This is a genomic window from Streptomyces sp. VTCC 41912, assembly GCF_045799175.1.
Taxonomy (GTDB): Bacteria; Actinomycetota; Actinomycetes; order Streptomycetales; family Streptomycetaceae; genus Streptomyces; species Streptomyces albulus_C.
In genome coordinates this window covers 110,195-134,445 of sequence record NZ_JBJMAB010000008.1, presented here as the reverse complement: position 1 = coordinate 134,445, position 24,251 = coordinate 110,195, and the positions used below count along the sequence as shown (strand labels likewise).

At 72.6% G+C, this 24,251-nt stretch carries 16 protein-coding genes and 1 pseudogene; 4 read left to right on the top strand and 13 right to left on the bottom strand.

Annotation, left to right across the window (positions count from 1 at the left end; genetic code table 11):
* Positions 1-49 precede the first annotated feature (49 nt).
* The 8 genes from ACJ6WD_RS14660 to ACJ6WD_RS14625 form a co-directional block, all read right to left on the bottom strand.
* Positions 50-742, bottom strand: a complete 693-nt coding sequence (locus ACJ6WD_RS14660; protein ID WP_407615919.1) for a M24 family metallopeptidase — start codon at positions 740-742, stop codon at positions 50-52.
* Positions 743-859: 117 nt separating this feature from the next.
* On the bottom strand, positions 860-1,483 hold the full coding sequence (locus ACJ6WD_RS14655; protein WP_331246127.1) for a molybdopterin-dependent oxidoreductase: 624 nt from the start codon (positions 1,481-1,483) through the stop codon (positions 860-862).
* A gap of 84 nt (positions 1,484-1,567) precedes the next feature.
* Positions 1,568-2,779: a cytochrome P450 gene (locus ACJ6WD_RS14650; RefSeq protein WP_407615918.1), complete on the bottom strand. Its 1,212-nt coding sequence runs from the start codon at positions 2,777-2,779 to the stop codon at positions 1,568-1,570.
* A 69-nt stretch (positions 2,780-2,848) separates the two neighbouring features.
* Positions 2,849-3,628, bottom strand: coding sequence for a thioesterase II family protein (locus ACJ6WD_RS14645; RefSeq protein WP_233656121.1), 780 nt, complete (start codon positions 3,626-3,628; stop codon positions 2,849-2,851).
* Between the two features lie 103 nt (positions 3,629-3,731).
* A complete protein-coding gene (locus ACJ6WD_RS14640) occupies positions 3,732-4,406 on the bottom strand; it encodes a bifunctional 2-polyprenyl-6-hydroxyphenol methylase/3-demethylubiquinol 3-O-methyltransferase UbiG (RefSeq protein ID WP_233656122.1) in 675 nt (224 codons plus the stop codon).
* A 63-nt stretch (positions 4,407-4,469) separates the two neighbouring features.
* Positions 4,470-4,664, bottom strand: a complete 195-nt coding sequence (locus ACJ6WD_RS14635) for an MbtH family protein (RefSeq protein WP_331246123.1) — start codon at positions 4,662-4,664, stop codon at positions 4,470-4,472.
* A complete protein-coding gene (locus tag ACJ6WD_RS14630) occupies positions 4,661-9,181 on the bottom strand; it encodes an amino acid adenylation domain-containing protein (protein ID WP_407615917.1) in 4,521 nt (1,506 codons plus the stop codon). Before ACJ6WD_RS14630 ends, ACJ6WD_RS14635 begins: the two co-directional genes overlap by 4 nt.
* A 1-nt stretch (position 9,182) precedes the next feature.
* Positions 9,183-14,417 carry an amino acid adenylation domain-containing protein gene (locus ACJ6WD_RS14625; protein ID WP_407615916.1) on the bottom strand — a complete coding sequence of 1,745 codons (5,235 nt, stop codon included), beginning with the start codon at positions 14,415-14,417 and terminating at the stop codon, positions 9,183-9,185.
* A 664-nt stretch (positions 14,418-15,081) separates the two neighbouring features.
* Here ACJ6WD_RS14625 and ACJ6WD_RS14620 point away from each other — a divergent pair.
* Positions 15,082-15,759, top strand: a complete 678-nt coding sequence (locus ACJ6WD_RS14620) for a hypothetical protein (protein ID WP_407615915.1) — start codon at positions 15,082-15,084, stop codon at positions 15,757-15,759.
* A gap of 102 nt (positions 15,760-15,861) precedes the next feature.
* The gene (locus ACJ6WD_RS14615; protein WP_331246119.1) at positions 15,862-16,434 is read left to right on the top strand and encodes a GNAT family N-acetyltransferase; all 573 of its coding nucleotides are present in this window, start codon (positions 15,862-15,864) and stop codon (positions 16,432-16,434) included.
* 175 nt (positions 16,435-16,609) lie between these two features.
* On the opposite strand, the gene crcB (ACJ6WD_RS14610) is transcribed toward ACJ6WD_RS14615, so the two are convergent.
* The 3 genes and pseudogenes from crcB (ACJ6WD_RS14610) to crcB (ACJ6WD_RS14600) all read right to left on the bottom strand — a co-directional run.
* Complete coding sequence (gene crcB, locus ACJ6WD_RS14610; RefSeq protein ID WP_331246118.1) at positions 16,610-16,984, bottom strand: fluoride efflux transporter CrcB; 375 nt, start codon at positions 16,982-16,984, stop codon at positions 16,610-16,612.
* Positions 16,981-17,379 carry a DUF190 domain-containing protein gene (locus ACJ6WD_RS14605; protein ID WP_407615914.1) on the bottom strand — a complete coding sequence of 133 codons (399 nt, stop codon included), beginning with the start codon at positions 17,377-17,379 and terminating at the stop codon, positions 16,981-16,983. The genes crcB (ACJ6WD_RS14610) and ACJ6WD_RS14605 overlap by 4 nt, the downstream gene beginning before the upstream one ends.
* Positions 17,331-17,819 (bottom strand): annotated as a pseudogene (gene crcB / locus ACJ6WD_RS14600) (fluoride efflux transporter CrcB); the annotation flags it as partial. The pseudogene crcB (ACJ6WD_RS14600) and the gene ACJ6WD_RS14605, both read right to left, overlap by 49 nt.
* A 414-nt stretch (positions 17,820-18,233) precedes the next feature.
* Between crcB (ACJ6WD_RS14600) and ACJ6WD_RS14595 the strand changes: the two are divergent.
* Both ACJ6WD_RS14595 and ACJ6WD_RS14590 read left to right on the top strand, forming a co-directional pair.
* Complete coding sequence (locus ACJ6WD_RS14595; protein ID WP_407615913.1) at positions 18,234-19,334, top strand: hypothetical protein; 1,101 nt, start codon at positions 18,234-18,236, stop codon at positions 19,332-19,334.
* A 293-nt stretch (positions 19,335-19,627) separates the two neighbouring features.
* A complete protein-coding gene (locus tag ACJ6WD_RS14590) occupies positions 19,628-21,295 on the top strand; it encodes an APC family permease (RefSeq protein ID WP_407615912.1) in 1,668 nt (555 codons plus the stop codon).
* Positions 21,296-21,429: 134 nt separating this feature from the next.
* Here the strand turns inward: ACJ6WD_RS14590 and ACJ6WD_RS14585 are convergent, their stop codons facing one another.
* Positions 21,430-22,875, bottom strand: coding sequence for a hypothetical protein (locus ACJ6WD_RS14585; protein WP_376441352.1), 1,446 nt, complete (start codon positions 22,873-22,875; stop codon positions 21,430-21,432).
* A 257-nt stretch (positions 22,876-23,132) separates the two neighbouring features.
* Positions 23,133-24,143: a hypothetical protein gene (locus ACJ6WD_RS14580; protein ID WP_331246289.1), complete on the bottom strand. Its 1,011-nt coding sequence runs from the start codon at positions 24,141-24,143 to the stop codon at positions 23,133-23,135.
* Positions 24,144-24,251: the final 108 nt, after the last annotated feature.

Here is a 24,251-nt window from a genome sequence, read left to right as displayed (position 1 = left end):
CGGCGTGGCGACGGGCTGACGGGCCGGTCCGCGCCGCCCGCGCGCGCCGTCAGGCCAGGTCCAGGAGTTGCTCGTAGAAGCCGCCGAACTGCCGTGCGCGGTCGACGAAGTGAAGTTCGAGGATCCAGTGGCAGGCCCGTCCGGCCCGGTCGGTGCGGCGCAACGGTGAGGTGTTGTCCGGGGTGATGTAGGACTCGGACTTGGCGCCGTCGTTGGTCTCGTGGGGGAACTCGCCGACCAGGTGGCCGGTGTGCCAGATGCCGATCTCCCATCCGGCCTCGGCGGCCAGTTCCTCGACGGTCCGGTACAGGCGGGCGCCGGTCATGGTGTCGTCGGACTGGAAGGCGGCGCGGCCGGCGTCGAAGATGCGGGGCAGGTCGGCCAGGAGGCGGTGCTTGTCGGGGTCCTGACCGAAGACGTAGGTGCGGCCGAAGTCGGCTTCGTACTCCTCGAAGATCGGGCCGAAGTCGGCGAAGGCGACGTCTTCCTCGCCGATGACGCGGTCCGGTGGGTTGTCGCGGTAGGGCGCCAGCGTGTTGGGGCCGGAGCGGATGATCCGCTTGTGCCAGTGCTTGGTGGTGCCGAACATCTCGTTCGCCAGGTCGCGGACGTGGTCGCTGACCTCCCGCTCCCCCCGTCCGGGCGCCACGATCCCGCGCGCCTCCACCTCGGCGAACAGCGCGATGGCCTTCTCCTGCGCGGCGACCAGACCCGCGATCCGTGCCTCTTCGGTGTCCGTCATGCCGATCCCTCCTCGTCATCGGCGCCCGTCAAATGGCGCTTTCGTATCGGTAGTTGACTGGTGATGCGGATGTGCCCGTTGGTGCTTGACGGGCGCGGGAGTTCGGGGCCGTGGCCGCTAGGGGGCGTCGTCCTCTTCGTAGGCGTGGCGCTTCCCGGCCCAGGGGTCGGCGGTGTTGTGGTAGCCGCGTTCCTCCCAGAAGCCGCGCCGGTCCCGGGTCATGTACTCGATGCCGCGCAGCCACTTCGGCCCCTTGTAGCCGTAGAGGTGCGGGACGACCAGGCGCAGGGGCGCGCCGTGTTCGGCGGTGAGCGGCTCCCCGTCGTGGTGGGTGGCCATCACGGTGGTGTCCGCGGTGACGTCGGACAGGCGAAGGTTGGCGCTGTAGCCGTACTCGGCCCAGGCCATGACGTGCGTGGCGTCCGGGGCGGGCGGGGCGAGGTCCAGCAGCGCGGCGGCCGGCACCCCGTAGAACTCGTGGCCGATGGTGCTGGTGCCGGACGCGCAGTGCAGGTCCGCCACGATCGTCACCCCCGGCAGGGCGACGACCTCGTCGAAGGTCCAGGCGTGCGGCTGCCCGCTCGCGGTGGCGCCGAAGACGCGGAGGGTCCACCGCTCCGGGCGGAAGCGGGGCACCGGCCCGTAGTGCGAGACGGGCCAGCCCTTCACCAGTCGCTGCCCCGGCGGAAGCATGCCTTCGCTCACGAGACCCCCTTGCCGATGGTCACAGATGCAAGGCATGAGCGTAGTTCACCGCCGCATCTGAGACCCGGCAGGGGCTGCTCGGGTGTGCCGGCGCGCAGCCCCCTGCCGGGCACGGGCCCGTCAGCCGCGCCCCGCGCGGGGGTGCAGCCGCACGTCGAGGGAGTCGAGCCCGAAGTTGATGAGGGAGCGGTTGGGGACCGGCGGCCGCAGCACCTCGACCCGTTCGGCCGCCTCGGACAGCACGCCGAAGAGCGCGGCCAGCTCCACCCGGGCCAGCGGGGCGCCGATGCAGTAGTGGGGCCCCCAGCCGAGGGCCAGGTGTCGGTTCGGAGTGCGGTCGAGCCGGAGTCGGTCGGGCTCCTCGAACTCCGTCTCGTCGCGGTTGGCGGCGGGCGTCCAGACCACCACGCGCTCCCCCGCGCGCACGCGCCGCCCGGCGAGTTCGGTGTCCGTGCGGGCCGTGCGCAGCACGTGCAGGCCCACCGAGGTCCAGCGCAGCAGCTCCTCGACCCCGAGTTCGGGGTCGTACCCGTCCTCGCGCATGGCCTCCCAGGCGTCCGGGTGCCGGGTCAGCGCCAGCATCGCCGCCGACGAGGTGTGGCGCACGGTCTGGACCCCGCCGACGAGGATGTTGTCGAGGTTGAGCAGGGCCTCGTCCAGCGGCAGTCGGCGGCCGTCCACCTCGTGGGTGACCAGCGAGCTGATGAGGTCGTCGCGCGGATCGCCCTGGCGGCGCAGACCGATCCCGAACAGGTAGGGCAGCAGTTGCTGGTGGGCCTCGGCGCGCTCCTCGGGGGTGTCGCCGAGGAACGCCCGGTCGCACATGCCCACGACGTGGCCTTGGTCCTCGTCCGGGACGCCGAGCAGTTCGCACATGACGGTCAGCGGCACCGTCGAGCTGATCCCCCGGACGAAGTCGGTCTCCGCCGCTCCCAGCGCGCCGTGCACCACCTGGCGGGTCAGCTCGACGACGCGTCCCCGGAGCTCGGTCGCCTTCCGCTTGGAGAAGTACGGCAGCACCAGGTTCCGCAGGTGCCGGTGGCGCGGGGGGTCGGTGAGCGCCATCATCTTGCCCGCACCGGCCGGCGCCCGGTCCCGGCCGGTGCCCAGCAGCGACCCCCGCTCGGAGCTGAACCGTGCCGCGTCGCCCAGCACTTCACCGGCCAGCTCGTGCGACAGCACGCACCACAACGGCCCCTCGGTCGCCGATTCCAGGTGCCACAACGGGGCCCGTCGGCGCAGTTCCCGGAGGATCGGGAGACTGTCGTCGCTGGCCCAGAACGCGGGGTCGGTGAGGTCGGGGAGGACGGTCGCGCTGGGGACGGCGTTCATGGTGCTCCTGCTCCTTGGGTGTGCGGGCGTCGGTGGCGGCGCCTCGGCCCGCCCCCGTGGGGTGGCCCGTCAGTACGGGGACGGCAGCAACAGGCCCTGGACGATGTCTGCCACCTGTCGCACGACGGCCTCGCCGGACTGGAGCACCAGATGTCCGGCGTTCAGCACGTCGAGGGCGTGGCTTCCGGTGGAGCAGCGTTTCCACTCCGTCATCTCCCAGGCGGTCACGGCCTCGTCCTCGGCGCCGAGGACGGCGTGCAGGGGGCAGTCCAGCGGTGCGGTGCCCGCGCGCCGGTAGGTGCGGACCAGGCCCATGTCGGCGAGGAGCACGCGTTCCACCCTCTCCCGCAGTGCGGGGTGGCTGATCACCGCGCCGGCGCGCTCGTCGTTGCGGAGCATGAAGTCCGCCAGTTCGCGCACGTCGTCGGCGCCGCCGGAGCCGGGTGTCGCGCGCCAGGTGTGCGGGGGCGCGAAGCCGATGACGACGCACGCCGTCGGGGCCAGTCGGCGGCTCAGGTGCCTGGCCACCTCGTAGCCGACCAGGGCGCCGACGCTCTGGCCGAGCACGGCGTACGGGCGGTCGAGGTGGGGCAGCGCGGCCGCGCCGACCGCCCGGACCAGGTCGTCGAAGGTCTCCGGGTACGGATCGCGGGCGCGTCCGCCCCGGGCCGGCATCCGTACCCCCCACAACTCGATCTCCTCGGGCAGCAGTTGCCCGAGCGAGGCGAAGGCGGTGGCGTCGCCGCCGGCGTGCGGGAAGCAGAACAGCCGGATCGCGGCGTGCGGACGGGGAACCGGTAGCCAGAACCAGTCCCCCTCGGTCCGGGGGACCGTCCGGGGTGCGTGCACGAGGGCGCCTCGCTCTCTTGGACTGGGGGCCGCTCGGCGCCGGGTCCGCGCGCGAGCGGACCGGGCGGTGCGGCAGACGTGGTCAAGGTGCGCTGTCAGACGGTCAGTTGACGGGTGAGGCGGCGAGCCAGGAGGTGTCTTCGGTGATCCACTCGTCGCGGCGCAGACCGACCGCCTCCAGGTAGTCGTCGAGCGTGGCCTCGCCGAGGAAGTGCACGATCTGCAGGTGCGTCCAACGACGGCCCTGCCAGCAGTACTCCATCAGGGCGCGCACCAGGTCGGGGGTGAGCTGCTCCACCTTGAGCAGGGTGGCGGTGATGTCGTCCCAGACCCGGGGCTCGCCGACACCGGTGAACCACTCGGGCAGTGCCCGTTCGATCAGCACCCGGCCGCCGGGACGGACGTGGCGCCTGGCAGCGGCCATCATCTCGTAGCGCACCTCCGCGTCCGGGAGGTTGACCAGGCAGGAGCCGAGCACCACCGCGTCGAAGGTCCGCCCGAGGTGCAGGTCCGGGATCTCGGCCAGCACGGTCTCGGCACCCTCGATCTTGGCCAGCATGTCGGCGCTGTGGTCGACCGCGACCACCTGGTGCCCGAGGGCGACCAGCGGGTGGGTGAGGCGGCCGGTGCCGGCGCCGAGTTCCAGCACGTCGGCCTTGCGCGGCAGCGCGGCGTCCACCACCTGTGGCGTCCGGCCGGCGCGCAGGATCGCGTACAGCTCGACCGGGTCGCCCTCCGGGCTGAACGCACCGGGGCCGGTGCCCTTCTGGCGTGACATGTCTCGCTCCTTGGGTGGGGTGGGCGAACGGGGAAAGGGGCACGGTGGTGTGGGGCGCTCGGTTCAGGCGGGGTCGGGCAGGGCGGGCCGGGGCCCCTGCCAGACCGCTTCGACGTGGTCGAGGCAGCCGTCGCGATCGCCGCGGAAGCCGACCTCCCGCCAGCCGCCGGGCACCGCCCGTTCGACGGGCCACACGGAGTGCTGGCCGGCGTCGTTGACCACCACCGCGTGCGTCTCGGGCGGTCGTGCTGCGCTCATCGGGACCCCTCTCCGCTCCGCCAACTGGTGACGGAGCCGTCCGGCACTTCGGCCATGCACTGGATCGCCGCGAAGAAGTCGGCGACGTACTGGTGGAGCTGATCGGTCGTCACGGCGCGGTCCGCGCTGTCCACGAGCAGCATCGACCGGTCGGACGTCGGGTCCTGGACGAAGGCCACGTTCAACGCGAAGTGGTTGGGTTCCCTGCGCACCGTCGGTTCCGCGCCGAGTTGCAGGTCCACGATGCGGGTCTGCGCCGACGGGAGGTGGCCCAGGGCGTGGAACCGGTTGAAGGTGAAGCTGCAGTCCAGGGTGGGGTCCGCCAGGTGCCGGGCGATCTGGCTGTACGGCATCCTGCGGTGCGGCGTGATCTCGCTCTCCTGCTGGTGCACCGCGCGCACCAGGGAGGTCCAGGTCTCGCCGTCGAGCGGGACGAGCAGCGGGACGGTGTTCAGGAAGACGCCGCGGGCCTCGGTCCCGGCGCCGTCCGCCAACCTGCCGTTGACGGTCAGCCCGGTCACCACCTCGTGGGTGCGGGCCATCCGGGAGAGCGCCGCCACGTGCGCGGCCAGTGCGACGCTCTTCGCGCCGACCCCGTTGGCCGCGGCGAACACCGGCACGTGCGCGGCCAGCGCCTCCGGCAGCGCGCGCTCCAGCACCCCCGTGTCGGCGCCGCGCCCCGCGCCGCGCTCGGCGGTTCCCAGGCGGGTCGGTCGGACCCCCGACATCCGCCGCGCCCAGAATTCCTGCGACGCCGCGGCCGCACGGGTGGCGGCCTCCAGAGCCACGTAGTCCCGGAAGAGGGAGGTGGGTGCGGGCGGCGGCGGACTCGCCGGATCGTCGCGCAGGGCGGCGTGCCGCTGGAGCAGTTCGGCGAGGAGCGAGGTGAAGCTCCAACCGTCCAGGATGGCGTGGTGTTCGACGAGGGTGAGTTGGTAGACGTCCTCGGCCAGGCGCTGCACGACGACCCGCAGCATCGGGGCGGTGGCGAGGTCGAAGGGCACGGACCACTCGTGCAGCGCCAGGTCGGTGACCCGGGAGAGCTGCTCGGACTCGCCCACCGCCCGCAGGTCCTCCACGGCCAGCGGAACGGGGGCGTCCCGGTGCACCAGTTGCATCGGTTCGCTGAAGGAGACCAGGTCGAAGCTGGTGCGCAGGACCGGGTGCCGGTGGATGAGCTCGGTGAGGGCGGCGACGAACGCCTTCTCGTCGAAGTCCCCTGACATCCGGTAGCTGTTGACGTTCTGGTAGGGGCGGCGCCCCGGGTCGGCCTCCATGTGGAAGACCATCGCGAGCTGCATCGACGTCATGGGGTAGGCGTCGTCCAGTCCGGCGGGGAGGTAGTCGCGGTCGGCCGCGGGGACCAGGTCGAAGGGGGCCCGGACGCCGGTTTCCGCGGATCCGTCGAGGGGCTTCAGGTGGGCGGCCAGTTCGGCCAGGAGGGGGGTGGTGAAGAACGCCTCCAGATCCAGTTCGTAGCCGTGCTGGCGGAGCAGTCCGGAGACCTGGACGCTGCGGATGGAGTCGCCGCCGAGCGCGAAGAAGTTGTCCTCCTGGCTGACGTCCGGCACGCCGAGCACCTCCCGCCACGCCCCGGCGAGCAGCCGCTGCGCGTCGGTGTCCGGTGCGGTGTGCGCGGCGGTGCGCTCCGCTTCGGCCCGGGGGCGGGGCAGCGCACGGCGGTCCACCTTGCCGTTGGAGGTCAGCGGCAGTGCGTCCAGCGACATGATGACGGCGGGCACCAGGTGGGCGGGGAGCCGGGCACCGAGGAAGGCGCGCGCCTCCGCGGGGCCGGCCTCCCCGACCACGTAGGCGACCAGGTGGGGAGGGGTCTCCGGGGCCTGGTGCGCGATCACCGCGCAGTCCCGGACCTGCGGGTGGGCGAGGAGGGCGTGGCGGACCTCGCCCGGCTCGATGCGGAAGCCGCGGATCTTCACCTGGTCGTCGCTGCGGCCCTGGTACTCCAGGGTGCCGTCCGCCCGCCAACGGGCCAGGTCGCCGGTTCGGTACCAGGGCGAGGTGTCGTCCGGCACCGGCCCGGGGGCGAACCGCCGGGCGGTCAGTTCGGGGTGCCCGACGTACCCGTTGGCCACGCCGGCCCCGCCGACCACCATCTCGCCCACCACACCGATCGGCACCGGGGCCCCGTACGGGTCGAGCACCGCGACCGCCAGGTGTGGCAACGGGCGGCCGATGATGCTGTGCGGGAAGGCGTCCGCGGAGTCGATCTGGTGCGCCGTGACGTGCACGGTGGTCTCGGTGATCCCGTACATGTTGCACAGCCGGGCGCCCGGGGCGTTGGCGCGCTCGAACCAGTGGGCGACGTGGTGCGGTTGCAGTGCCTCGCCGCCGAGGACCACCCACCGCAGGTGCTCCGCCGGTTGCGCGAGTTCGGCCGACGCGGGGGTCAGTTGCGCCAGTGCCGACGGCGTCTGGCTGACGATCGTGACCTCCTCCCGCACCAACAGGTCGGCGAAGCGTGCGGGGGCCCGGGCGATCGCCTGGGGCACCACGACCAACCGGCCGCCGTGCAACAGCGCGCCCCACGTCTCCCACACGGAGAAGTCGAAGGCGTAGGAGTGGAACCCGGTCCACACGTCGTCGGGGCGGAAGCCGAACGTCCCGGCCGTCGCCGCGAAGAGGGCGGCGACGTTCCGGTGCGTCACCTCCACCCCCTTGGGGCGCCCGGTCGAGCCGGACGTGAAGATCACGTACGCGGGGTCCTCGACGGACCCGGCGAGTGCCGGGTTCCGCTCGGGCCAGGCGCCGGGCGTCACGGCCGCGGCCACGTCCTCGTCACGCAGCACCACCCGGACCTGCGCGTCGCCGAGGACCAGGTCCCGTCGGTCCGCCGGGTCGGCGGGATTGACCGGGACGTAGGCGGCCCCGGTCTTGAGCACCGCCAGCACCGCCACGACCTGGGCCGCGCCCCGCTCCAGCAACAGCCCGACCCGGTCCCCCGGTTCGACGCCGCGCCCGCGAAGGCAGTGGGCCAACCGGTTCGCCCGGACGTTCAGCTCGACGTAGTCCAGACGTTCCGCGCCGTCGCTGACCGCGATGCGGCCCGGGTGCTCGGCCACCACCCGTTCGAACGTCTCGTGCAGCCGGGCGTCGACCCGGACCCGAGGGGCGGCCGTCGGGCGGACCACTGCCCGGTCCTCGTCGGTCAGCAGGTCGACGCGCTCGATGCCCACGTCGGGATCGGCGAGCACCGCCTCCAGCAGCCGCCCCCAGCGCCGCGCCATGCGCTCCACCGTCGACGCGTCGAAGAGGTCGGTGTTGTACTCGACCTCGACCCGCGTCCCGGCGTCCTCGTCGGTGACCGACCAGATCAGGTCGAACTTCGCGGTTCCGGTGTCGGTCGGCAGCGGGCTGCCCACCGCGTCGGCGATCCGCAGCCGCTCGGCGCCCCGGCCGTCGTGGTAGCCGAACACCACCTGCACCAGCGGCGCGTGGCTGGCCGACCGGTTGGCGCGCACCCGGTCCACCACGGCTTCGAAGGGCACGTCCTGGTGCTCGAAGTCCTCCAGCACGGCGTCGCTGACCCGCGCCAGCAGCTGACGGAACGTCGGCTGGCCGCCCGCGTCGATCCGCAGGGCCAGCATGTTGACGAAGTACCCGAGCAGGCCCTCCAGTTCCAGGCGGTCGCGGCCGGCCACGGGCGTGCCGAGCACCAGGTCGTCCTGCCCGCCGTGCCGGTGCACCAGGACGGCGAACGCGGCCAGCAGCACCAGGAAGCCGGTGGTGCCCTCGTGCCGGGCCAGCTCACGGGCCCGGTCCGACGTCCCCGCCGGGAGCGGCACGCTGGCCGTGGCACCGCGGAAGGTCTGGGCCGCGGGCCGGCGGCGGTCGGTGGGCAGCGTCAGCGACCGTGGCGCGTCGGCCAATCGCTCGGCCCAGTAGGCGAGTTGGCGCTCGTGGTCGGCGCCGGTCATCCGCTCCCGCTGCCAGCGGGCGTAGTCGGCGAACTGCACCGGCAGCGGTTCCAGGGCCGGCGGCCGTCCCTGCTCCGCCGCGGCGTACAGCTCGGCGAGCTCCCGTTCGAAGACCGTCGTGGACAGCTCGTCCCAGACGATGTGGTGGAAGACCACCGCCAGGACCCATCGGTCCGGCCCCGTCCTGAGCAGGCAGCCGCGCAGGAGCGGCCCCTGTTCCAGGTCGAACGGCTGCCGCACCACGTCGTGCAGCACGCGCGCCGACCGGGATTCCGGATCCGGCCGGTCCGTGAGGTCCCGGACCGTGAACGGCACTTCGACCTGGGGACGCACCACCTGCCGCGGCTCCCCCAGGGCCGCCGAGAACACCGTGCGCAGGGCCTCGTGCCGCTCGACGACGCCGTGCAGGGCGCGCTCCACCAGCGTCGGGTCCAGCCGGCCGTGCAGTCGGTGCACCCACGGCAGGTTGTAGGTGGCCGCGCCGGGCGCCCAGCGGTCGAGGAACCACAGGGCACGCTGACCGGCGGACAGTGGTGCCGTCGGCTCGCCGGCGCGGACGATGGGCTGCCAGGAAGCGCTCATCTCAGCCCACCTCGCCGTCGAGCTCGGAGACCGCACGCACCCATTGGGCATCAGCGAGCGGTGGTAGCGCGGCCACCGCCGCGGCCCGCCGTTCCACGTCCGCGACGGAGTCCGCGCCCGCCCGGACGGCGCCGGCGAGTTGGGCCACGGTCCGGGACGTGAACAGGGCGCGGAGGGGGACGTCGGTGTGCAGCGCCACCGCGATCCGGGCCCGCACGCGCACGGTGTTGAGCGAGTGGGCGCCGGAGGTGAAGAGGTCCTGGTCCCGGTGGAGTTCCGTCAGGCCGAGCACCATCGACCAGATGCGGTGCAGGACCCGTTCCACCGGATCGTCGCCGGCCGTGGCGCCCGCACCGGCCGCTGCCGGTGACGGGGCGCCGGACGGCAGGGGGTCCCCGGCGTCCCCGGCGCGCAGGGCGGACCGGTCCACCTTGCCGTTGGCGGTGAGCGGCACGTCGGTCAGGCGCCGGAAGTGGGTGGGGACCATGTGGTCCGCGAGGACCGATGCGGCCCGGGACCGCAGTTCTGCGGCGTCGACCGCGCAGCCGGCCGCCGTCACGACGTACGCCTGCAAGCGGTGGTCCGCGCCGTCGGGCACGAGGACGGCCACCGCCTTCGCCACTGCCGGGTGTCCCTCCAGCACGGTTTCGATCTCGCCCGGTTCGACCCGCTGACCGCGGATCTTCATCTGGTCGTCGAGGCGGCCGAGGTACTCCAGCTCGCCGTCGTCGTTCCAGCGCGCGGCGTCGCCGGTGCGGTAGAGCCGGCCTCCGTCGTCGGCGAACGGGTCGGGCACGAAGCGGTCGGCGGTGAGGCGCGGTTGGTTGAGGTAGCCGATCGCGACGGCCACGCCACCGATGTGCAACTCGCCGCGCGCGCCGGTCGGTACCGGTGCGCCGGCGGCGTCGAGCACGTGCAGTTGCACGCCGCTGATCGGGCGTCCGATCGGGGTGGTGCGGGCCGTCTCCGGCAGGGGCCGGCAGTGCCAGGCGCTGACGTCGATCGCGGCCTCGGTCGGGCCGTAGAGGTTGTGCAGTTCCCCGGGCATCCGGTCGAGGAAGTCGTTGACCAGGCGGGGCGGCAGCTCCTCCCCGCTGCACACGGTCCGGCGCAGCGACCGGCACCCGGCGACGCCCGGTTCGGCGAGGAAGGCGCGGAGCATGGAGGGGACGAAGTGCACGGTGGTCACCCGCTCGGCGACGATCAGTTCGCGCAGGTGGCCGGGGTCCCGGTGCCCTCCGGGCCGGGCCAGGACCAGGCGCGCACCGTTCATCAGCGGCCAGAAGAACTCCCACACCGACACGTCGAAGCCGAACGGCGTCTTCTGCAGCACCACGTCGTCCGCGGCGAGCGGGAACCGGCGGTCCATCCACACCAGCCGGTTGTGGAGGGCCCGGTGGGAGGTGGCGACGGCCTTGGGGCGTCCGGTGGAGCCGGAGGTGAAGATCACGTACGCCGGGTCCTCGGGGCCGACCGTGGTCTCCGGGGGTTCCGCGGGCTCGTCGGCCCACTGGCCCGGGTCGTCGAGGTCCAGCACGGTGGCCTTCCCGGCGGACAGCAGGGGCGCGAAGCGGTGTTGGGCGAGGACCACCGGGGCCGCCGCGTCGGTGACCATGTGCTCCAGTCGCTCGACCGGGTGCTCGGGATCGAGCGGCAGGTAGGCGCCGCCGGACGCGACCACCGCGAGCAGCGCCACGACGAGGTCCAGGGAGCGCTCCGCCAGGACGCCCACCACCACCCCGGGGCCCACGCCGAGCGCGCGCAGCCGGTGCGCGAGGCGGTTGGCCGCCGCGACCAGCTCCGGGTGGGTCAGGCCCGCTCCGTCGATGACGACGGCGGGCCGCTCGGCAGCGCCGTCGGGGCGGGAGCGGAGCAGGTCCAGCAACGTCGCGTCGTGGTCCGGCGGTCCCGTACGGCCCCGCCCCGTCCGGCCCGGGGCGGGTGCGGGCGTGCTCGCTCGGTGCCCAACTGGCGTGTCTTCCACGGTCGTTCTCCTCGGTGCCGGCTCGGACGGGGACTGCGCCGGGAGTTCCGGCCCGGTGCCGGGCGTGACGTCCGGCTCGTGCACCGCGTCGCGCAACAGGCCGGCCCATTCCTCGACCAGCTTGCGCACGGTGTCCCCGTCGAAGAGCCCGGTGTTGTACTCGACCACTCCGTGGAAGCCGCGTCCGTCGTCGGTGACCTGCCAACCGACGTCGAACTTCGCGGTGCCGGTGGGGACCAGTGCGCGGCGGGCGGTGAGCGGTCCGGCCCGCCATCCGTCGCCGGTGTGCCGGTGCATCTCGAAGACGGCCTGGACCAGGGGGGCGTGTGAGGTGGGGCGCTGGCCGAGCACCCGGTCGACGACCGCTTCGAACGGCACGTCCTGGTGGCCGAGGTCGGCCAGTACGGCGGTGCGCACCCGGCGCAGCAGCTCCCGGAAGGTGGGCTCGCCGGAGAGGTCGACGCGCAGGGCGAGCAGGTTGACGAAGTTCCCGATCAGCCCCTCGAACTCCGGCTTGCTCCGGCCGGCCACCGGGGTGCCGAGCACCAGGTCCTCCTGGCCGCTGTGCCTGCGCAGCGTGGCCGCGCAGGAGGCGAGCAGCACGAGGAAGGGGGTGGCGCCCTCCTGCCGCGCGAGCGCTCGGATCCGGGTGCCGACGGCCGCCGGAAGCGCGAACTCCACGGTCGCGCCCTCGTAGCACGGGTGCTCGGGCCGGGGCCGGTCGACGGGCAACCGCAGCAGGGCCGGGGCACCCACCAGACGGCGGGCCCAGTGGTCGAGTCCGGCGCGGTGCGCCGCGTCGGTGGCCCGCCGCGCCTGCCATTCGACGAAGGCGTCGTAACCGGAGGTCAACGGGGGCAGCCGGGGTGCGCGCCCCTCCAGGGCCGCGGCGTAGGTCTCGGCGAGTTCGCGTTCGAAGACGGACAGGGACAGTTCGTCCCAGACCAGGTGGTGGAAGACGACGAGCAGGACCGCCCGCTGCGGCCCGGTCCGCGCCAGCACCGCGCGGAACAGCGGGCCGTGCTCCAGGTCGAAGGGGTCCCGGGCGGCGGACCGCAGTCGGTCGCGGACGTCCTCCTCCCGGCCCGACGGGCGGCCCCGGGTGCTCCGGCCCGCTCCGCCGCTCGGGGCCGCCGCCGACTCCAGGAGTTCCAGGTCGAGGGTCAGCTCCGGACGGATCAGGCGCCGCGGCTCGCCGAGGTCCTCGACGAAGACCGAGCGCAGTACCTGGTGCCTGGCCACGACCGAACGCAGCGCCCCTTCGAGCAGGGCGTGGTCGACCGGACCGCTGAGCCGGAACTCCCAGGGCACGTTGTAGGTGGCCGTGTCGGGTGCCCAGCGCTCCATGAACCACAGCGCTCGCTGGCCGGCCGACAGGCCGCCGCCGGCCGCCGGGGCGGGGCACGCGGTGGTCGTGCTGGTTGCGGTGCGCGGCTCCGCACCGTCCGCGCTCGGCCGGCGGGCCGCCGGGTCGGCGACCGCGGCCTCCCCCACCCGCCCGGCGCCCGATAGCTCCTCGGCCTGCCTGGCGACGCGGTCCAGGACGTCGGCGAGTTCGGCCAGCGTGGTGGCGGAGAATACCGCCTGGGCCGGCAGCCCGGTGCCGTACGCGGCGGTGAGTTCGGCGGTCAGTTGCAGTGCGGCGAGGGAGTCGCCGCCCAGCGCGAAGAAGTTGTCGGCCGGACCGACCCGCGGCACCTCCAGCATCCGGCACCAGATCTTTGCCAGGGCCGCCTGCGTGGCCGACGGTTCCCCGTCCGCCGCGGGCCCGGTGGCGTCCTGCCCGGGCGGCCGGGCGGGCTCGGGGAGGGCGCCGCGGTCCAGCTTGCCGTCGGCGGTCAGAGGTAGGTCCGGCACCAGCACGACGGTGGGCACCATGTGCGGCGGGAGGAGGCGCCGCGCCTGGTCGACGAGTTCGTCGGCGGTGGTGCCGGGGGCCACGGCGTAGGCGACCAGGGAGGTCGGCCCGCCGGGCGCGGTGCGCCCCAGCACGGCGCAGTGCCGCACCGCCGGGTGGCGCTCCAAGGCCAGTCGTACCTCCGCCGGCTCCACCCGGAACCCCCTGACCTTCACCTGGTCGTCGACCCGACCGACGAATTCCAGGTCCCCGTCCGCGTTCTCCCGGACCAGGTCGCCGGTGCGGTACATCACGGCACCGCGGGAGTCCGCGTACGGATCGGGCACGAAGCGCGCGGCCGTCATCGACGGACGCCCCAGGTACTCCCGGGCCAGTGGCCCGCCACCGACGTACAGCTCACCGACCTGCCCGCGTGCCACCGGCGCCAACTCACCTCCAAGCACACGGAGTTGCCGGCTTCCACAGGCCGTACCGATGGGGATCTCGTCCCGCTCGGCCAGGCCGGCGGGCACCCGGAAGAGGGTCGAGGTGATGACGGCTTCGGTCGGCCCGTAGGCGTTGAGCAACGGCACGTCGGGGAGGATCCGCTGCCAGTTGACGGCCGCACGGGCGGACATGCGTTCACTGCCCGAGATCATCAACCGCAGCGCGCGGCACTGGGCGCCCTGCTGCTCCGTCAGGGCGAGGGCCCACGCGTTCCAGTACCCGCCCGGCAGGTTGGCGACAGTCACCGCGTGGCGCTCGACGAGGTCGGCCAGTTCCCCGAAGGTCGGCACGCCGGGCCCGCGGGTCACCACGGTGGCACCCACCCGCAGGGGCGTCAGCGCCTGTTCCCACGCGACGTCGACATGCGGGGCGGCGAACCACAGGACGCGATCCTCCGGCACCAGTTCCAGCCGCTCGGCCATGTCGTCCACGTGCGCGGCCAGGGCCCCGCGGGTGACGCACACGCCTTTGGGGCGCCCCGTGGTGCCCGACGTGTACAGGAGGTACGCGGTGTTGGCGTCCGTGGGCCCGACCCCGGCTCTCGGTGGATCGGCCCGTCCCGTCAGCAGGGGCTCGGCGCCGGGCTGCGGCCCGTCGCGGAGTTCCACCCGGGCGCCGCTGTCCGTCAAGACGTCCCGGCGGTGTTCGGCGGGCGCCGCGGTGTCTAGCGGTAAGTAGACACCACCCGCGCTCAGGACGGCGAGCAGCGCCACCAAGCTGTCGGCCCGATCGGTCAGCGAGCCCGCGACGACCGTCTCCGGACCGACCCCGCGGGCCCGCAGACGGTCCGCTAATCGCGCACGCCGCGCATCGAGTTGGGCGTAGGTGAGCGGGGAGCGCCCGTCACGTCGTACGGCCACTGCTCCAGGAGGTCGGCCGGCGAGGGGAAGGTTGAACCGTGCGGGCATTCTCGGAATCTCCCTACGAGCCAAAGTCGAAGGTGCGCGACGTCCGGTTCCGGGCCACCTCACGCTTCACGCCCGGGACGGGGCCGCGAGGTGGTGCAGGCGCTGTTCAACGAGGCCGTGGCAAGGAGCAGTTGGGGCCGCCACCGAGGCGGCGGAGGGCGCAGCGGGACGGAGCCCTCCGTGCTCTAGCGGACCATCCCCCCTCGACGCTGGAGGTGGTTCCACGGCATCAGTCGTAGACGAACTGCGTCGTCCCGCAGACACAGCATCGACGTTTGGTCCTAAGAGACTGTGCGCTGATGCGCGGCCATAATCAATATCCTGCTCGTACGAGTGGCCTAATCCTTTCTGTCGCCCTCGGCGGCCGACACACCCCTCAATGGCGGGGCCAGCCACACTGGCGCGGAATGATCGCCTCACCAGCCACACGATGTCTGAATCACGGCGCTTCCCAACGGAGTTGACGCCAGTCACCGCTCCGGCGCACCCACCGCACGCGTCGGACTTCGGCCCAGAAACCCACTCCCGTCCAGGCATCGGATGCGGTGCCTGGACGAGCCGGGCCGTCGCTCGCGAGGACGACCAGCAGGACGGAGCGGAACGTGCCCGTGGTAGCGTCGCTCCCTTCTCCGGAGCCTCCGGACGGAGTCCCGTCAGGCACCCCATGACCGACCCGCACCAGCAACTCCGCGACGCCCTCGATGCCCTGGACGTCGCCTTCGCACCACGCGCCCACCTGCCGATCTCCGTGGGCGGCTGCACCCACTGCTACGGCGAAGCGGACCTTGCAGCCCTGGCCGGTCCCGTGCACCGGATACCGGACGACCTGATCCCCCACGTCGCACACGAGGTCCCCAGTCACTGGGACGACTTCCCCGGCCTGTACCGCAGGGTGACGCCGCGGATCGTCCGACTCCTCGTCGCCGACCAACTCCTGTCCGATGCGGTCGCCTCGCAGTTCATCGCCGCCGACTGGCGCACCTGGCCCGCGCCGGAGCGCACGGCGCTGGAGAACGTGTGGCAGGCATGGTGGCGGTCCCTCCTCCACAGTCACCCGAGCACCGGAGACGTCACCCGCGTCCTGGAAACCCTCGGGGCCCTCACCGGCACTCTCACCCCCTGGCTGACCGCCTGGGCCCGGACCCGCACCCAGGCAGCCGACCGCCACCTCGGCGACGCACTCGACTGGTGGCTCATCGAGGACGAACTCGCCGACCTCCACTTCGGCTTCCACAACGAAGTGCACGCCACGCCGGAACTGGTGCCGTGGCTGCTGTCCCTGGAGGACGGCCGCATCGGCGCGGCCCACCTGAAGGAGATCGAGCGCATTTCCCACGGCTGAGCGGGGAGGGGACTCCGGTCCCGCACGGTGCGCCGGGCCCCTCCCCACCGCCCCCCGCGATATCCGGTGGCGGGCCCGGCCTGCGGCGGTGAGGATCACGACATGCCCCTCTTCCTGGAAACCGAACGGCTCGCTCTGCGGCCGTTCACCGACGCCGATGCCGAGCGCCTCTTCGCCCTGGACGACGACCCCGAGGTCATGCGGTTCATCAACGGCGGCAAGCCGGCCAGCCACGAAACGATCCAGGCACGGACCCTGCCACGGCTCCGCCACCACCACCCCTGCCTCGGCACCCCCGGCTACTGGGCCGCCGAGGAGCGGGGCGGCGGCGAGTTCCTCGGTTGGTTCGAGTTCCGTCCCCTGGACGAGCACGACGCGGCCGTGGTCGAACTCGGCTACCGGCTGAACCGGGCCGCCTGGGGCAAGGGGTACGCCACCGAGGGATCCCGGGCACTGATCGACAAGGGGTTCACCGACCTCGGCGTCGAACGGATCACCGCGAACACCATGGCGGTCAACGTCCGTTCCCGACGGGTGATGGAAAAGGCCGGCCTGGTCTTCCTACGGAACTTCACCGGCGACTGGCCCGAGGCGATCGAAGGGTCCGAACACGGCGAGGTCGAGTACGAGCTCACCCGGACCGCCTGGGAGCGGATCAGCCGACGCGCGCGGTGAGGACGGGCTGGAAGAACCCGCTGCGCTCGGGGGTCCGCCACGTCACGTCGGTGAACCCCGCCTCGACCGCGAAGCGCGCCACCCCTGACGCCTCAGGCATGACGCCAGGCTATCCAACGGACCGGCCGGCCGTGGGCGTTGCTCAGCTCCCGCGCCGGTGCCGGCGCGGCCCCGGCTACGCCCAGATGGCCTGGGCCAGGGCCGCGCCCACGAAGGCCGCTCCGAGGCCGGCGACGATGCTGCCCACGACGTTGGCCGCGGCGAGGAATCCCGCCCCGTCCTGAGACAGGCGCAGCGTCTCGTAGGAGAACGTGGAGTACGTGGTCAGGGCCCCGCACAGGCCGGTTCCGACGAGCAGTTGCACGTGCGGCGAGGCGGCCCCGGCCGCCACCGCACCGGTCAGCAGCCCGAGGACCAGGCTTCCGACGACGTTGACGGTGAAGGTCCCCCAGGGGAAGACGGTGTCGTGGCGACGCTGCACGCTGCGGTCGGTGAGGTAGCGCAGCGGTGCGCCGACCATCGCGCCGATGACGACGAGGGCCCAGGTCATGCGTGGTTCTCCTGCTTGCTGGTGGTGCGGATGGCTTCGACCTCGTCGAGGACGACGAGGCCGCCGTCGATGAGCGCGTCGAGTTGCGGGAGGAAGGCGCGGACGGGCTCCTCGTCGTCGACGATCACGATCGCCACCGGCGGTTCCTCGCTGAGGGACAGCAGCCGCGTGGTGTGGATCATCGACGAGGCGCCGAAGCCCTCGACGCCGCGGAAGACGCTGGCGCCGGCGAGGCCGGCGGCGTGGGCCCGGTGGACGATCTCGGTGAACAGCGGCCGGTGGTGCCAGGCGTCGTTCTCCCCGACGACCACCGTGAGCCGCAGCGCGGTGCCGTGCGCCGTGGTCGTCGCGTCCTCCGTTCGATCAGACGCCGGGTCACCGCCGCGGCGGCCCACACGGCTGCCAGCGCGGAGAGGACGGTCAGCGCCAGGTAGCTGAGCGCCATACCGGCCCGGCCGCGCTCGACCAGGCGCTGGACGTCCACCACGTAGGTGGAGAACGTGGTGAAGCCGCCGAGGACACCGGTGCCGAAGAAGGGGCGCACCAGTCGGTGTGCGCTCCACAGGTCGGTGACCACGACCGTGAAGGTGCCGATCACCGCGCATCCCAGCACGTTGATGGCCAAGGTCGTCCAGGGGAAGGCGCCGGCGGCGGTGGGCCAGGCCAGCGACGTTCCGTAGCGGGCGACAGCGCCCAGTGCGCCCCCGACGGAGATCGCCCCGAGCACCGGCCACTGGTCCGCGCACTGCCCGCGCCGCGGCCGGCGCACGCTGTCGAGGGACCCGACGTCGGGGTCGAGGGGCTCCTGTACGGCCCCGGGGTGAAGGGGTTCCACGCGCACGTCTCCTACTCGCCAGGCACCCGGAAGAGGGTGCGCTCGTTCGCAAGTAGGGACCGTTGGCGGCGACTGTGCTGCGGTTCGGGTACGGCGGGCCCCACCGCCGTACGGCAGCGGAAACGGCTGCCGTGGTATCCCAGCGTAGCCGCTGACCGATGGAGCTCCAACCCGGCCGGCACCGCCTTCCCAGCCGACGACGAACGCCTGCGGACCTCTGCTGATGTCCGCGGATCTCTGCGGATGTCTGCGAACGCCCGCACATGTTGCGGATGTCCGCGGATGTCTGCGGATGTCTGCGGACGACTGGGGCGGCCGCCATGTCGACGCACCCATGCCGCACCCGGACACCGCCCCGTACGCTGCGGTCGTTCGCACCATCAACGGCCACTGTGCCGAGGCGGGGGAAGACAGATGACTCATCGACGCGCAGCGATACCGGCCCTGGTCGGAGCCCTGTCGCTGACGTTATTGCTGTGGTGGGCGGGAGCGAGCGCGCAGGCACTCGAACTGCGCGGCACCACGAACCTGTTGGACATCCAGTCGATGAACGAACTCCGAAGATGGCTCGCCCCGTGGGCGTACGACACCCCGGCGACGCTGTTGCCGGGCGACGGCGCCCAGTACTCCACACTTCACCGCACCGCGATGCAGATCAGGTTCGTGGCGGTCTTCGTGGCCTACCTGGCCGGCGCGCTGCACCTGGTCCGGAGAATGCCGCCGACGCCGGGCCGCACACCGGCCACGCTGCTCGCGCTGTGGGCCTGGGGCCCGGTGGCCGGCACGCTGGCCGGCATCGCCTCCGCGCCGTGGCTGATCGCCTCCTCGGGCCGCGGCAGCTTCCGGCTCCTGCCGCAGTTGGCGAGCATGAGCGCGTCGAGCGGCCCGACCGTGGTGTTCGCCGCGTTGGTCAGCTCGCTGGCCACGGTCGTCGTGGCGCGGATCACCATGAAGAACGCGGACGCAGCGCCCCGGGGTGAGGTGCCGCCGCGGGCCGCCCGCCTGGCCGCGAGCGTGGGGACGGCGGTGATCGCACTGTCCCTGGTGGTCCTGTCGTACGAGGCGGTGGCGGCCTGGATCCAGACGTCGTTCGTCGGTGGCGGGCTGCTGTCCGAGCCCGGTGACCTGCTCCGCCAGTGGTTGCTGCTGGGTGGTTGGTCGGCCCCGGGGCGGACGCCGTTCGGCGAGTGGTTGCTGCACCGGGCCGGCGACGTGCTGATGCTGGTCGTGGTGTGGTGGGCCCTGCGACTGCTGCCCCGCCGGCTCACCCGCATCACCCTGCTGACGATGACCGTCGGCACGATCTGCGCCACCGTGCTGGGACTGTTGGCCCGGCAGGTGGTCCAGGCGACGATGAGCGGCACGGCGTCCGTCTGGGGGCCGTTGTCGCTGTTCTCCGGGCTCGGCGAAGGCGTGCCGGCCGCTCTGCTCTTCGGCACCCTGGCGGGGGTGGCGGGTCTGGTGACACTGCGTCTGGGCGGCGCGCGGGACGCCACCGGCGGTTCCGCCGGGTGACGGCGTCGGTGGCGCGTCCCGTGACGGCGGGCCGCGCCACCGCCGTGACGGCGCCAACGCCGGCCGCGTGCCGCGCTCGTGCGTCGTGGTGAACCCCGAGGCGGTCGCCGCCCGGCCAACGTCTCACGCGGCAGGCCGCGCCGCCCACCGGAGAGCCAGCGGCGCGACAGCGCCACCCGAATTTTGATCGATTATCGATAATTCGAGAGCCCTCAACGCGTGGCGGGAATGCCGAAAAGTTCAATTAAAGTGTGTCTCGATCTTTTCGCACGGCAGAACGGACGTAGCCCGGCATGGACATGAGCGCGGCCGGCAGCAAGAACCTCAGCCTCTTCGCTCTGATCATGATCGGACTGGGCTCCATCTTCGGCTCCGGCTGGCTCTTCGGCGCCGGTCAGGCCGCACAGGTCGCAGGCCCCGCGGCCCTGGTCGCCTGGGTGATCGGGGCCGTCTTCATCGGCATGATCGCCATGTCGTACGCGGAGGTCGGGGCCGCCTATCCCCTGCCCGGCGCCATGGCCCGGTTCGGTTCGATCACCCACGGGCCGGTGCTCGGCTTCGTCAGCGGCTGGGCGGTGTGGATCGCCATCGCCTCCCTGATCCCGATCGAGTCCATCGCGGGCACCCAGTACATGTCCTCCTGGAACTACGGCTGGGCCCAGGGGCTCGTCTCCGACGGCAGCCTCACCGCCTCCGGCATGGCGATGGCCCTGTTCCTCACCTTCGCGCTGTGGTTCGCCTGCTACTGGTCGGTCGCCCTGCTGGCCCGGGCGAACACGATCCTGACCCTCGTCAAATTCGCCATCCCGGTGTTGGCCGTCGCCGCGCTCATCGCCTCCGGCTTCCACCCGGACAACTTCACCGCCCACGGCGGCTTCGCCCCCAACGGCTGGTCCGCCGTGCTGACGGCCGTCACCACCTCGGGCGTCGTCTTCGCCTTCAACGGATTCCAGGCCGTCGTCAACCTCGGCGGCGCCGCCCGGAACGCCGGCCGGGCCATCCCGCTCGCGCTCGTCGGCGCACTCGCCCTCGGCCTGGTGATCTACCTCGCCCTGCAAGTCGCGTTCCTCGGCTCGGTCCCGCCCGAGAAGCTCGCCGAGGCCGGCGGCTGGCACGGAATCAACTTCGCCTCCCCCTTCGCCGACCTGGCCAAGCTGCTGATGCTGCACTGGGTCGTCACCCTGCTCCAGTTCGGCGCCTTCATCTCGCCGTGCGGCGCCAACATCGGCAACGTCGCCTCCGCCTCGTACCTGGCGCAGAACCTCGCCGAGACCGGCTTCTTCCCCAGGAAGATCGCCGAGGTGCATCCCCGCTACGGCACCGCCCGCCCCGCGATGTGGCTCAACCTCGGCTTCTCCGTGCTCCTGCTGCTCACCATCGGCCACAGCTGGGAGGCCCTGGCCAGTGTCATCTCGGCCGCCATGGTCGTCTCGTACCTGATCGGCCCCATCGCGGTGGGCGTCCTGCGCCGCACCAAGCCGGACCTGCCGCGCCCGTTCCGCCTGCCCGCGGCCTCCGTGCTCTGCCCGCTCACCTTCGCCTTCGCCGCGTGCGCCCTGTACTGGTCGAAGTGGCCCAACACCGGCAAGGTGACCGTCCTCGTGATGGTCTCCGTGCCGATCGCGGCGCTGGTGCTGCGCCGCCGGGGCGAACGAAACCTGGCCCGGCAGTTCGCCGCCGCCTGGTGGATGATCGGTTTCCTGCTGTGGCTGTCGGTGCTGTCGGCCCTGGGCAGCCCGGAGTTCGGCGGCCACGGCGTCCTGCCGGGCGGCGTGGACGTCGCACTGGTCGGCGTCTCCGCCCTGGCCTTCTACTTCTGGGCGGTACGCGCCGGCGTCCAGGCACACCGGGAAGGGCTGACGGACCCGGACCCCGCGCCCACCCCAACCCACGAGCCCGATCCGGAAGCCCCCGTCATGCCCGGCCAACGCTCCCAGGAGCACGAGCCCGTGCCCTCCTGAGACACCCCTTCGAACGGCCGCCGGGGCACGCTTCACAGAGACGTGGACGCGGCTCACGGAGACGTAAACGCGAGTCACGGAGACGGGCACGCGGCCCTAAGCATCAGGCCGGCAGTTACCGAAGGTCCCCGCGCTCAATGGCCCCCACAGCCGTGCCCCCCGCAACCATGGCCGCCACCGCCTCCACAGCTGTGCCCGCCAGAGCCGTGCCCTCCGGAGCCGTGCCCTCCGCAGCCAGGGCCGCTTCCGCAACCGCCCCCGCCGCCCCAGTTGTTGGACCCGCCGCGCCGCTGACCGCGCGTCCCGCTACCGGGGCGCCGAACCGTTCCCCGCCCCCCGTAGCCCCGTTCCTTCTCCTTCCGCCGCGCTGCCCACCACGCGTCCCGCTCACGCTGCGCCTGCTCCTCCTTGCGGACCTTCTCGCGCCTGGCGGCATCCCGGGCCACGCCGTCGGCGGGCTGCCATGGACCGAGGTCGTGGCTGCGCCGCGGCAGCAGCGAGGCAACCATGACGCCGGCGTACGTGTGCTCCGCCCCCTGGTACGCGCCGCGCTCGATGACGGCGTACTCCAGGGCGACCTCGGCGCCTTCCCGGGGCGCGCCGTACAGAACCGCCTCGAAGGGTTCGCTGCGAGGGTCGATGTCGTAGTGCCCGTCGCCCACCTGGTAGGTGGAGCTCGTGCCCAAAAGACGCGCCCCCCGGTCGACGTCCCGACTCTTGGGCAGGAACGCGATCAGGGGCCGCCCCTCGGTGCTGCGGGCATCCGGATACAACCAGTGGCAACCGTCCGGCGCGATCCGCACGCCCACCAGCAAGGCGGGCTGGGGCTCCTCGTACAGGCGGCGCGCCGCCCGGTAGGCGACGTGGCCGCACCCGTACACCGTGGTGCCGGGGACGAGGAACAGCAGGGCGGCGATCTGCTGCCCGATGGCGTCGTACGGTGCCCGGGCCGGGGCCGTCAGGCCCTCGACGAGGCCGTCGGCGAGGATGATGGCGGCGATCAGGCACAGAGCGAGTCCGAGGTAGAACTGTCGGAACCCGCGGTAGTCATCCGTCTCGGGCGCCCGCTCCGGGAGTTCGAGACGGCGCCGGCCGGCCGCGGCGAGCGCCAACGCCCGCTGCTTGCGACGGGCCCGAAGACGCAGGCACGCACCGGCCAACACCCAGGCGGACACCGCGAGGGCCAGCAGGTATCCGCCTCCGACCAGTCGGTCGTCCGCCGCGGGCGACGCCAGGGACACCGCCGCATCCACCGCGACCACGACCGCGGCCGGCACGGCCGGGACCGGGAGATAGCGGTACCACAGCGGCAGTGCGGGCAGTAGAACCATCGCGGGATAACCGAGCCAGTCAGTGCCACCCGGCGTCGCCCCGCCACCGCTCCCCGACGAGGCCGAGAACCCGGACGTCAGGACGTACGACACGGCGGCCATGACCATGAGCAGCCAACTACCCGCGACCGGGGCGAAGACCGCCGGGACGCGAGCCCGCAGCCACCGCTCGGCGTCGGCGACGGACCACGACACCACGCCACCCTCCGGCAGCGCCACCGTCGGCAGCCGCTTGACATAGTCATGCACGGCGCACTCCTTCCGCGGCACCACGGCCAGCCGCGGCTGCGCACTGCCTCGCCCACTTCGTTGCTGAGGCCATCGTTTCGAGTGGGGGACGCCCATCGCCAACCCCCGGTTCCGGGGCCGCGATCCGTGCAGCATCCGCGCAGGCGGCTCCCCCGCCCGAGTGCCCTGCCCAAGGCATCCCCGAGCACGCACACACTAAAAGCACCCGATGAAATCGCCGTGAATCAGCGAAGGAGCCCGCCCGGCCGCGGGGCCTGTCACTTCCGATACTGCTGCGCCACTGCCGTGAAGGCCGCCTTGGGTTCCCATTCCATGTCGGGGTAGGTCTGCCCGCGGCGCCCTTCGAGGAGTTTGACGATGCCCAGGCCGGCCCGGTCCAGGTCGTCCCGGGGGTCGCCATCCGGACGGTGCGGGTAGCCGGGCAAGGCGAACAAGAACACGAACGCGCTGTCCACGCCCTCGGTCTCGAAAACCTCCAACAGTTCGCTCAGATATGCAGCCTGGCCGGCCTCGTCACGCTCGTATATGCCGTTCAGCCGTACTGGGGCCTTGGTCTGCGGGTCGTACTCGACCACTTCCAGCACCCGCCCACCGCGGTCTCCCGCGCCGCGGTAGGCCGCGGTGCCGAACCCGGTGAGGGCGAGCGGCTTCGGACCTTGGGCCAGGGTGCGCACCGCGTCCCGGAACCGGTCGGCGACCTCGGCGGAGCGGATCAGCTCGAACGTCATCATGTCGAAGGGAGTCCAGTCGACCTGCTCGAACTGGATGGATGCGTAGGTGAGTTTGCCCTGGAAGCGCTCGCGGACCGTGGCCGCGGCGTCGCGGAGGAACGCGTTGATGCGCACGCCGAGCTCGCCCATCGCTTCGGCCCTCCGCTCGGGTTGGCTCATCAGTCGCGCGACCCGCTCCTCGGGGCTCTCTCCGGGCAGGAACCCGCGGTTCATCACGCTCAGCTCGACCCCTGCGACGAACACGACGGTGGCGCCCTGCTGCCGGAGCCGTTCCGCTCGCTCGGCGCAGTCGCGGAAGAGCGTGAGGATCTGCTCCGGATCCAGCTCCAGCGGATAGGGCGAGAACCAGATCTCCAGGCCGAGTTCGGCGGCGGCACCGGCGGCCAGCTCCAGTCGGTCCGGGTCACCGCCGATGATCTGGACCGCGTTGCAGTGCAGGTCGTCGCGGATGATGGCGAGCTCGCGCCGGACCACCGCGGGGTCGAAGTGCTCGCGGGATGTCTGGCCGTGCACGACGAATCCGGTGTCGTAGGTCATTCCTCTTGCGCGCATGGTGACGTCCTCTCCGTCGGTCTCGGTCGGGTCGACACTGACAGAAAAAGTGCGTGCACGCAAACTTTCTTACGCGCAACTTTGCGTGCGCGC

What these genes read in the sequence shown, in the direction of transcription:
- ACJ6WD_RS14660 (WP_407615919.1), bottom strand. Translation starts at nt 742, where the DNA reads ATGACGGACACCGAAGAGGCACGGATCGCGGGTCTGGTCGCCGCGCAG.
- ACJ6WD_RS14655 (WP_331246127.1), bottom strand. Translation starts at nt 1,483, where the DNA reads ATGCCTTGCATCTGTGACCATCGGCAAGGGGGTCTCGTGAGCGAAGGC.
- ACJ6WD_RS14650 (WP_407615918.1), bottom strand. Translation starts at nt 2,779, where the DNA reads ATGAACGCCGTCCCCAGCGCGACCGTCCTCCCCGACCTCACCGACCCC.
- ACJ6WD_RS14640 (WP_233656122.1), bottom strand. Translation starts at nt 4,406, where the DNA reads ATGTCACGCCAGAAGGGCACCGGCCCCGGTGCGTTCAGCCCGGAGGGC.
- ACJ6WD_RS14635 (WP_331246123.1), bottom strand. Translation starts at nt 4,664, where the DNA reads ATGAGCGCAGCACGACCGCCCGAGACGCACGCGGTGGTGGTCAACGAC.
- ACJ6WD_RS14630 (WP_407615917.1), bottom strand. Translation starts at nt 9,181, where the DNA reads ATGAGCGCTTCCTGGCAGCCCATCGTCCGCGCCGGCGAGCCGACGGCA.
- ACJ6WD_RS14625 (WP_407615916.1), bottom strand. Translation starts at nt 14,417, where the DNA reads ATGCCCGCACGGTTCAACCTTCCCCTCGCCGGCCGACCTCCTGGAGCA.
- ACJ6WD_RS14620 (WP_407615915.1), top strand. Translation starts at nt 15,082, where the DNA reads ATGACCGACCCGCACCAGCAACTCCGCGACGCCCTCGATGCCCTGGAC.
- ACJ6WD_RS14615 (WP_331246119.1), top strand. Translation starts at nt 15,862, where the DNA reads ATGCCCCTCTTCCTGGAAACCGAACGGCTCGCTCTGCGGCCGTTCACC.
- crcB (WP_331246118.1), bottom strand. Translation starts at nt 16,984, where the DNA reads ATGACCTGGGCCCTCGTCGTCATCGGCGCGATGGTCGGCGCACCGCTG.
- ACJ6WD_RS14595 (WP_407615913.1), top strand. Translation starts at nt 18,234, where the DNA reads ATGACTCATCGACGCGCAGCGATACCGGCCCTGGTCGGAGCCCTGTCG.
- ACJ6WD_RS14590 (WP_407615912.1), top strand. Translation starts at nt 19,628, where the DNA reads ATGGACATGAGCGCGGCCGGCAGCAAGAACCTCAGCCTCTTCGCTCTG.
- ACJ6WD_RS14580 (WP_331246289.1), bottom strand. Translation starts at nt 24,143, where the DNA reads ATGACCTACGACACCGGATTCGTCGTGCACGGCCAGACATCCCGCGAG.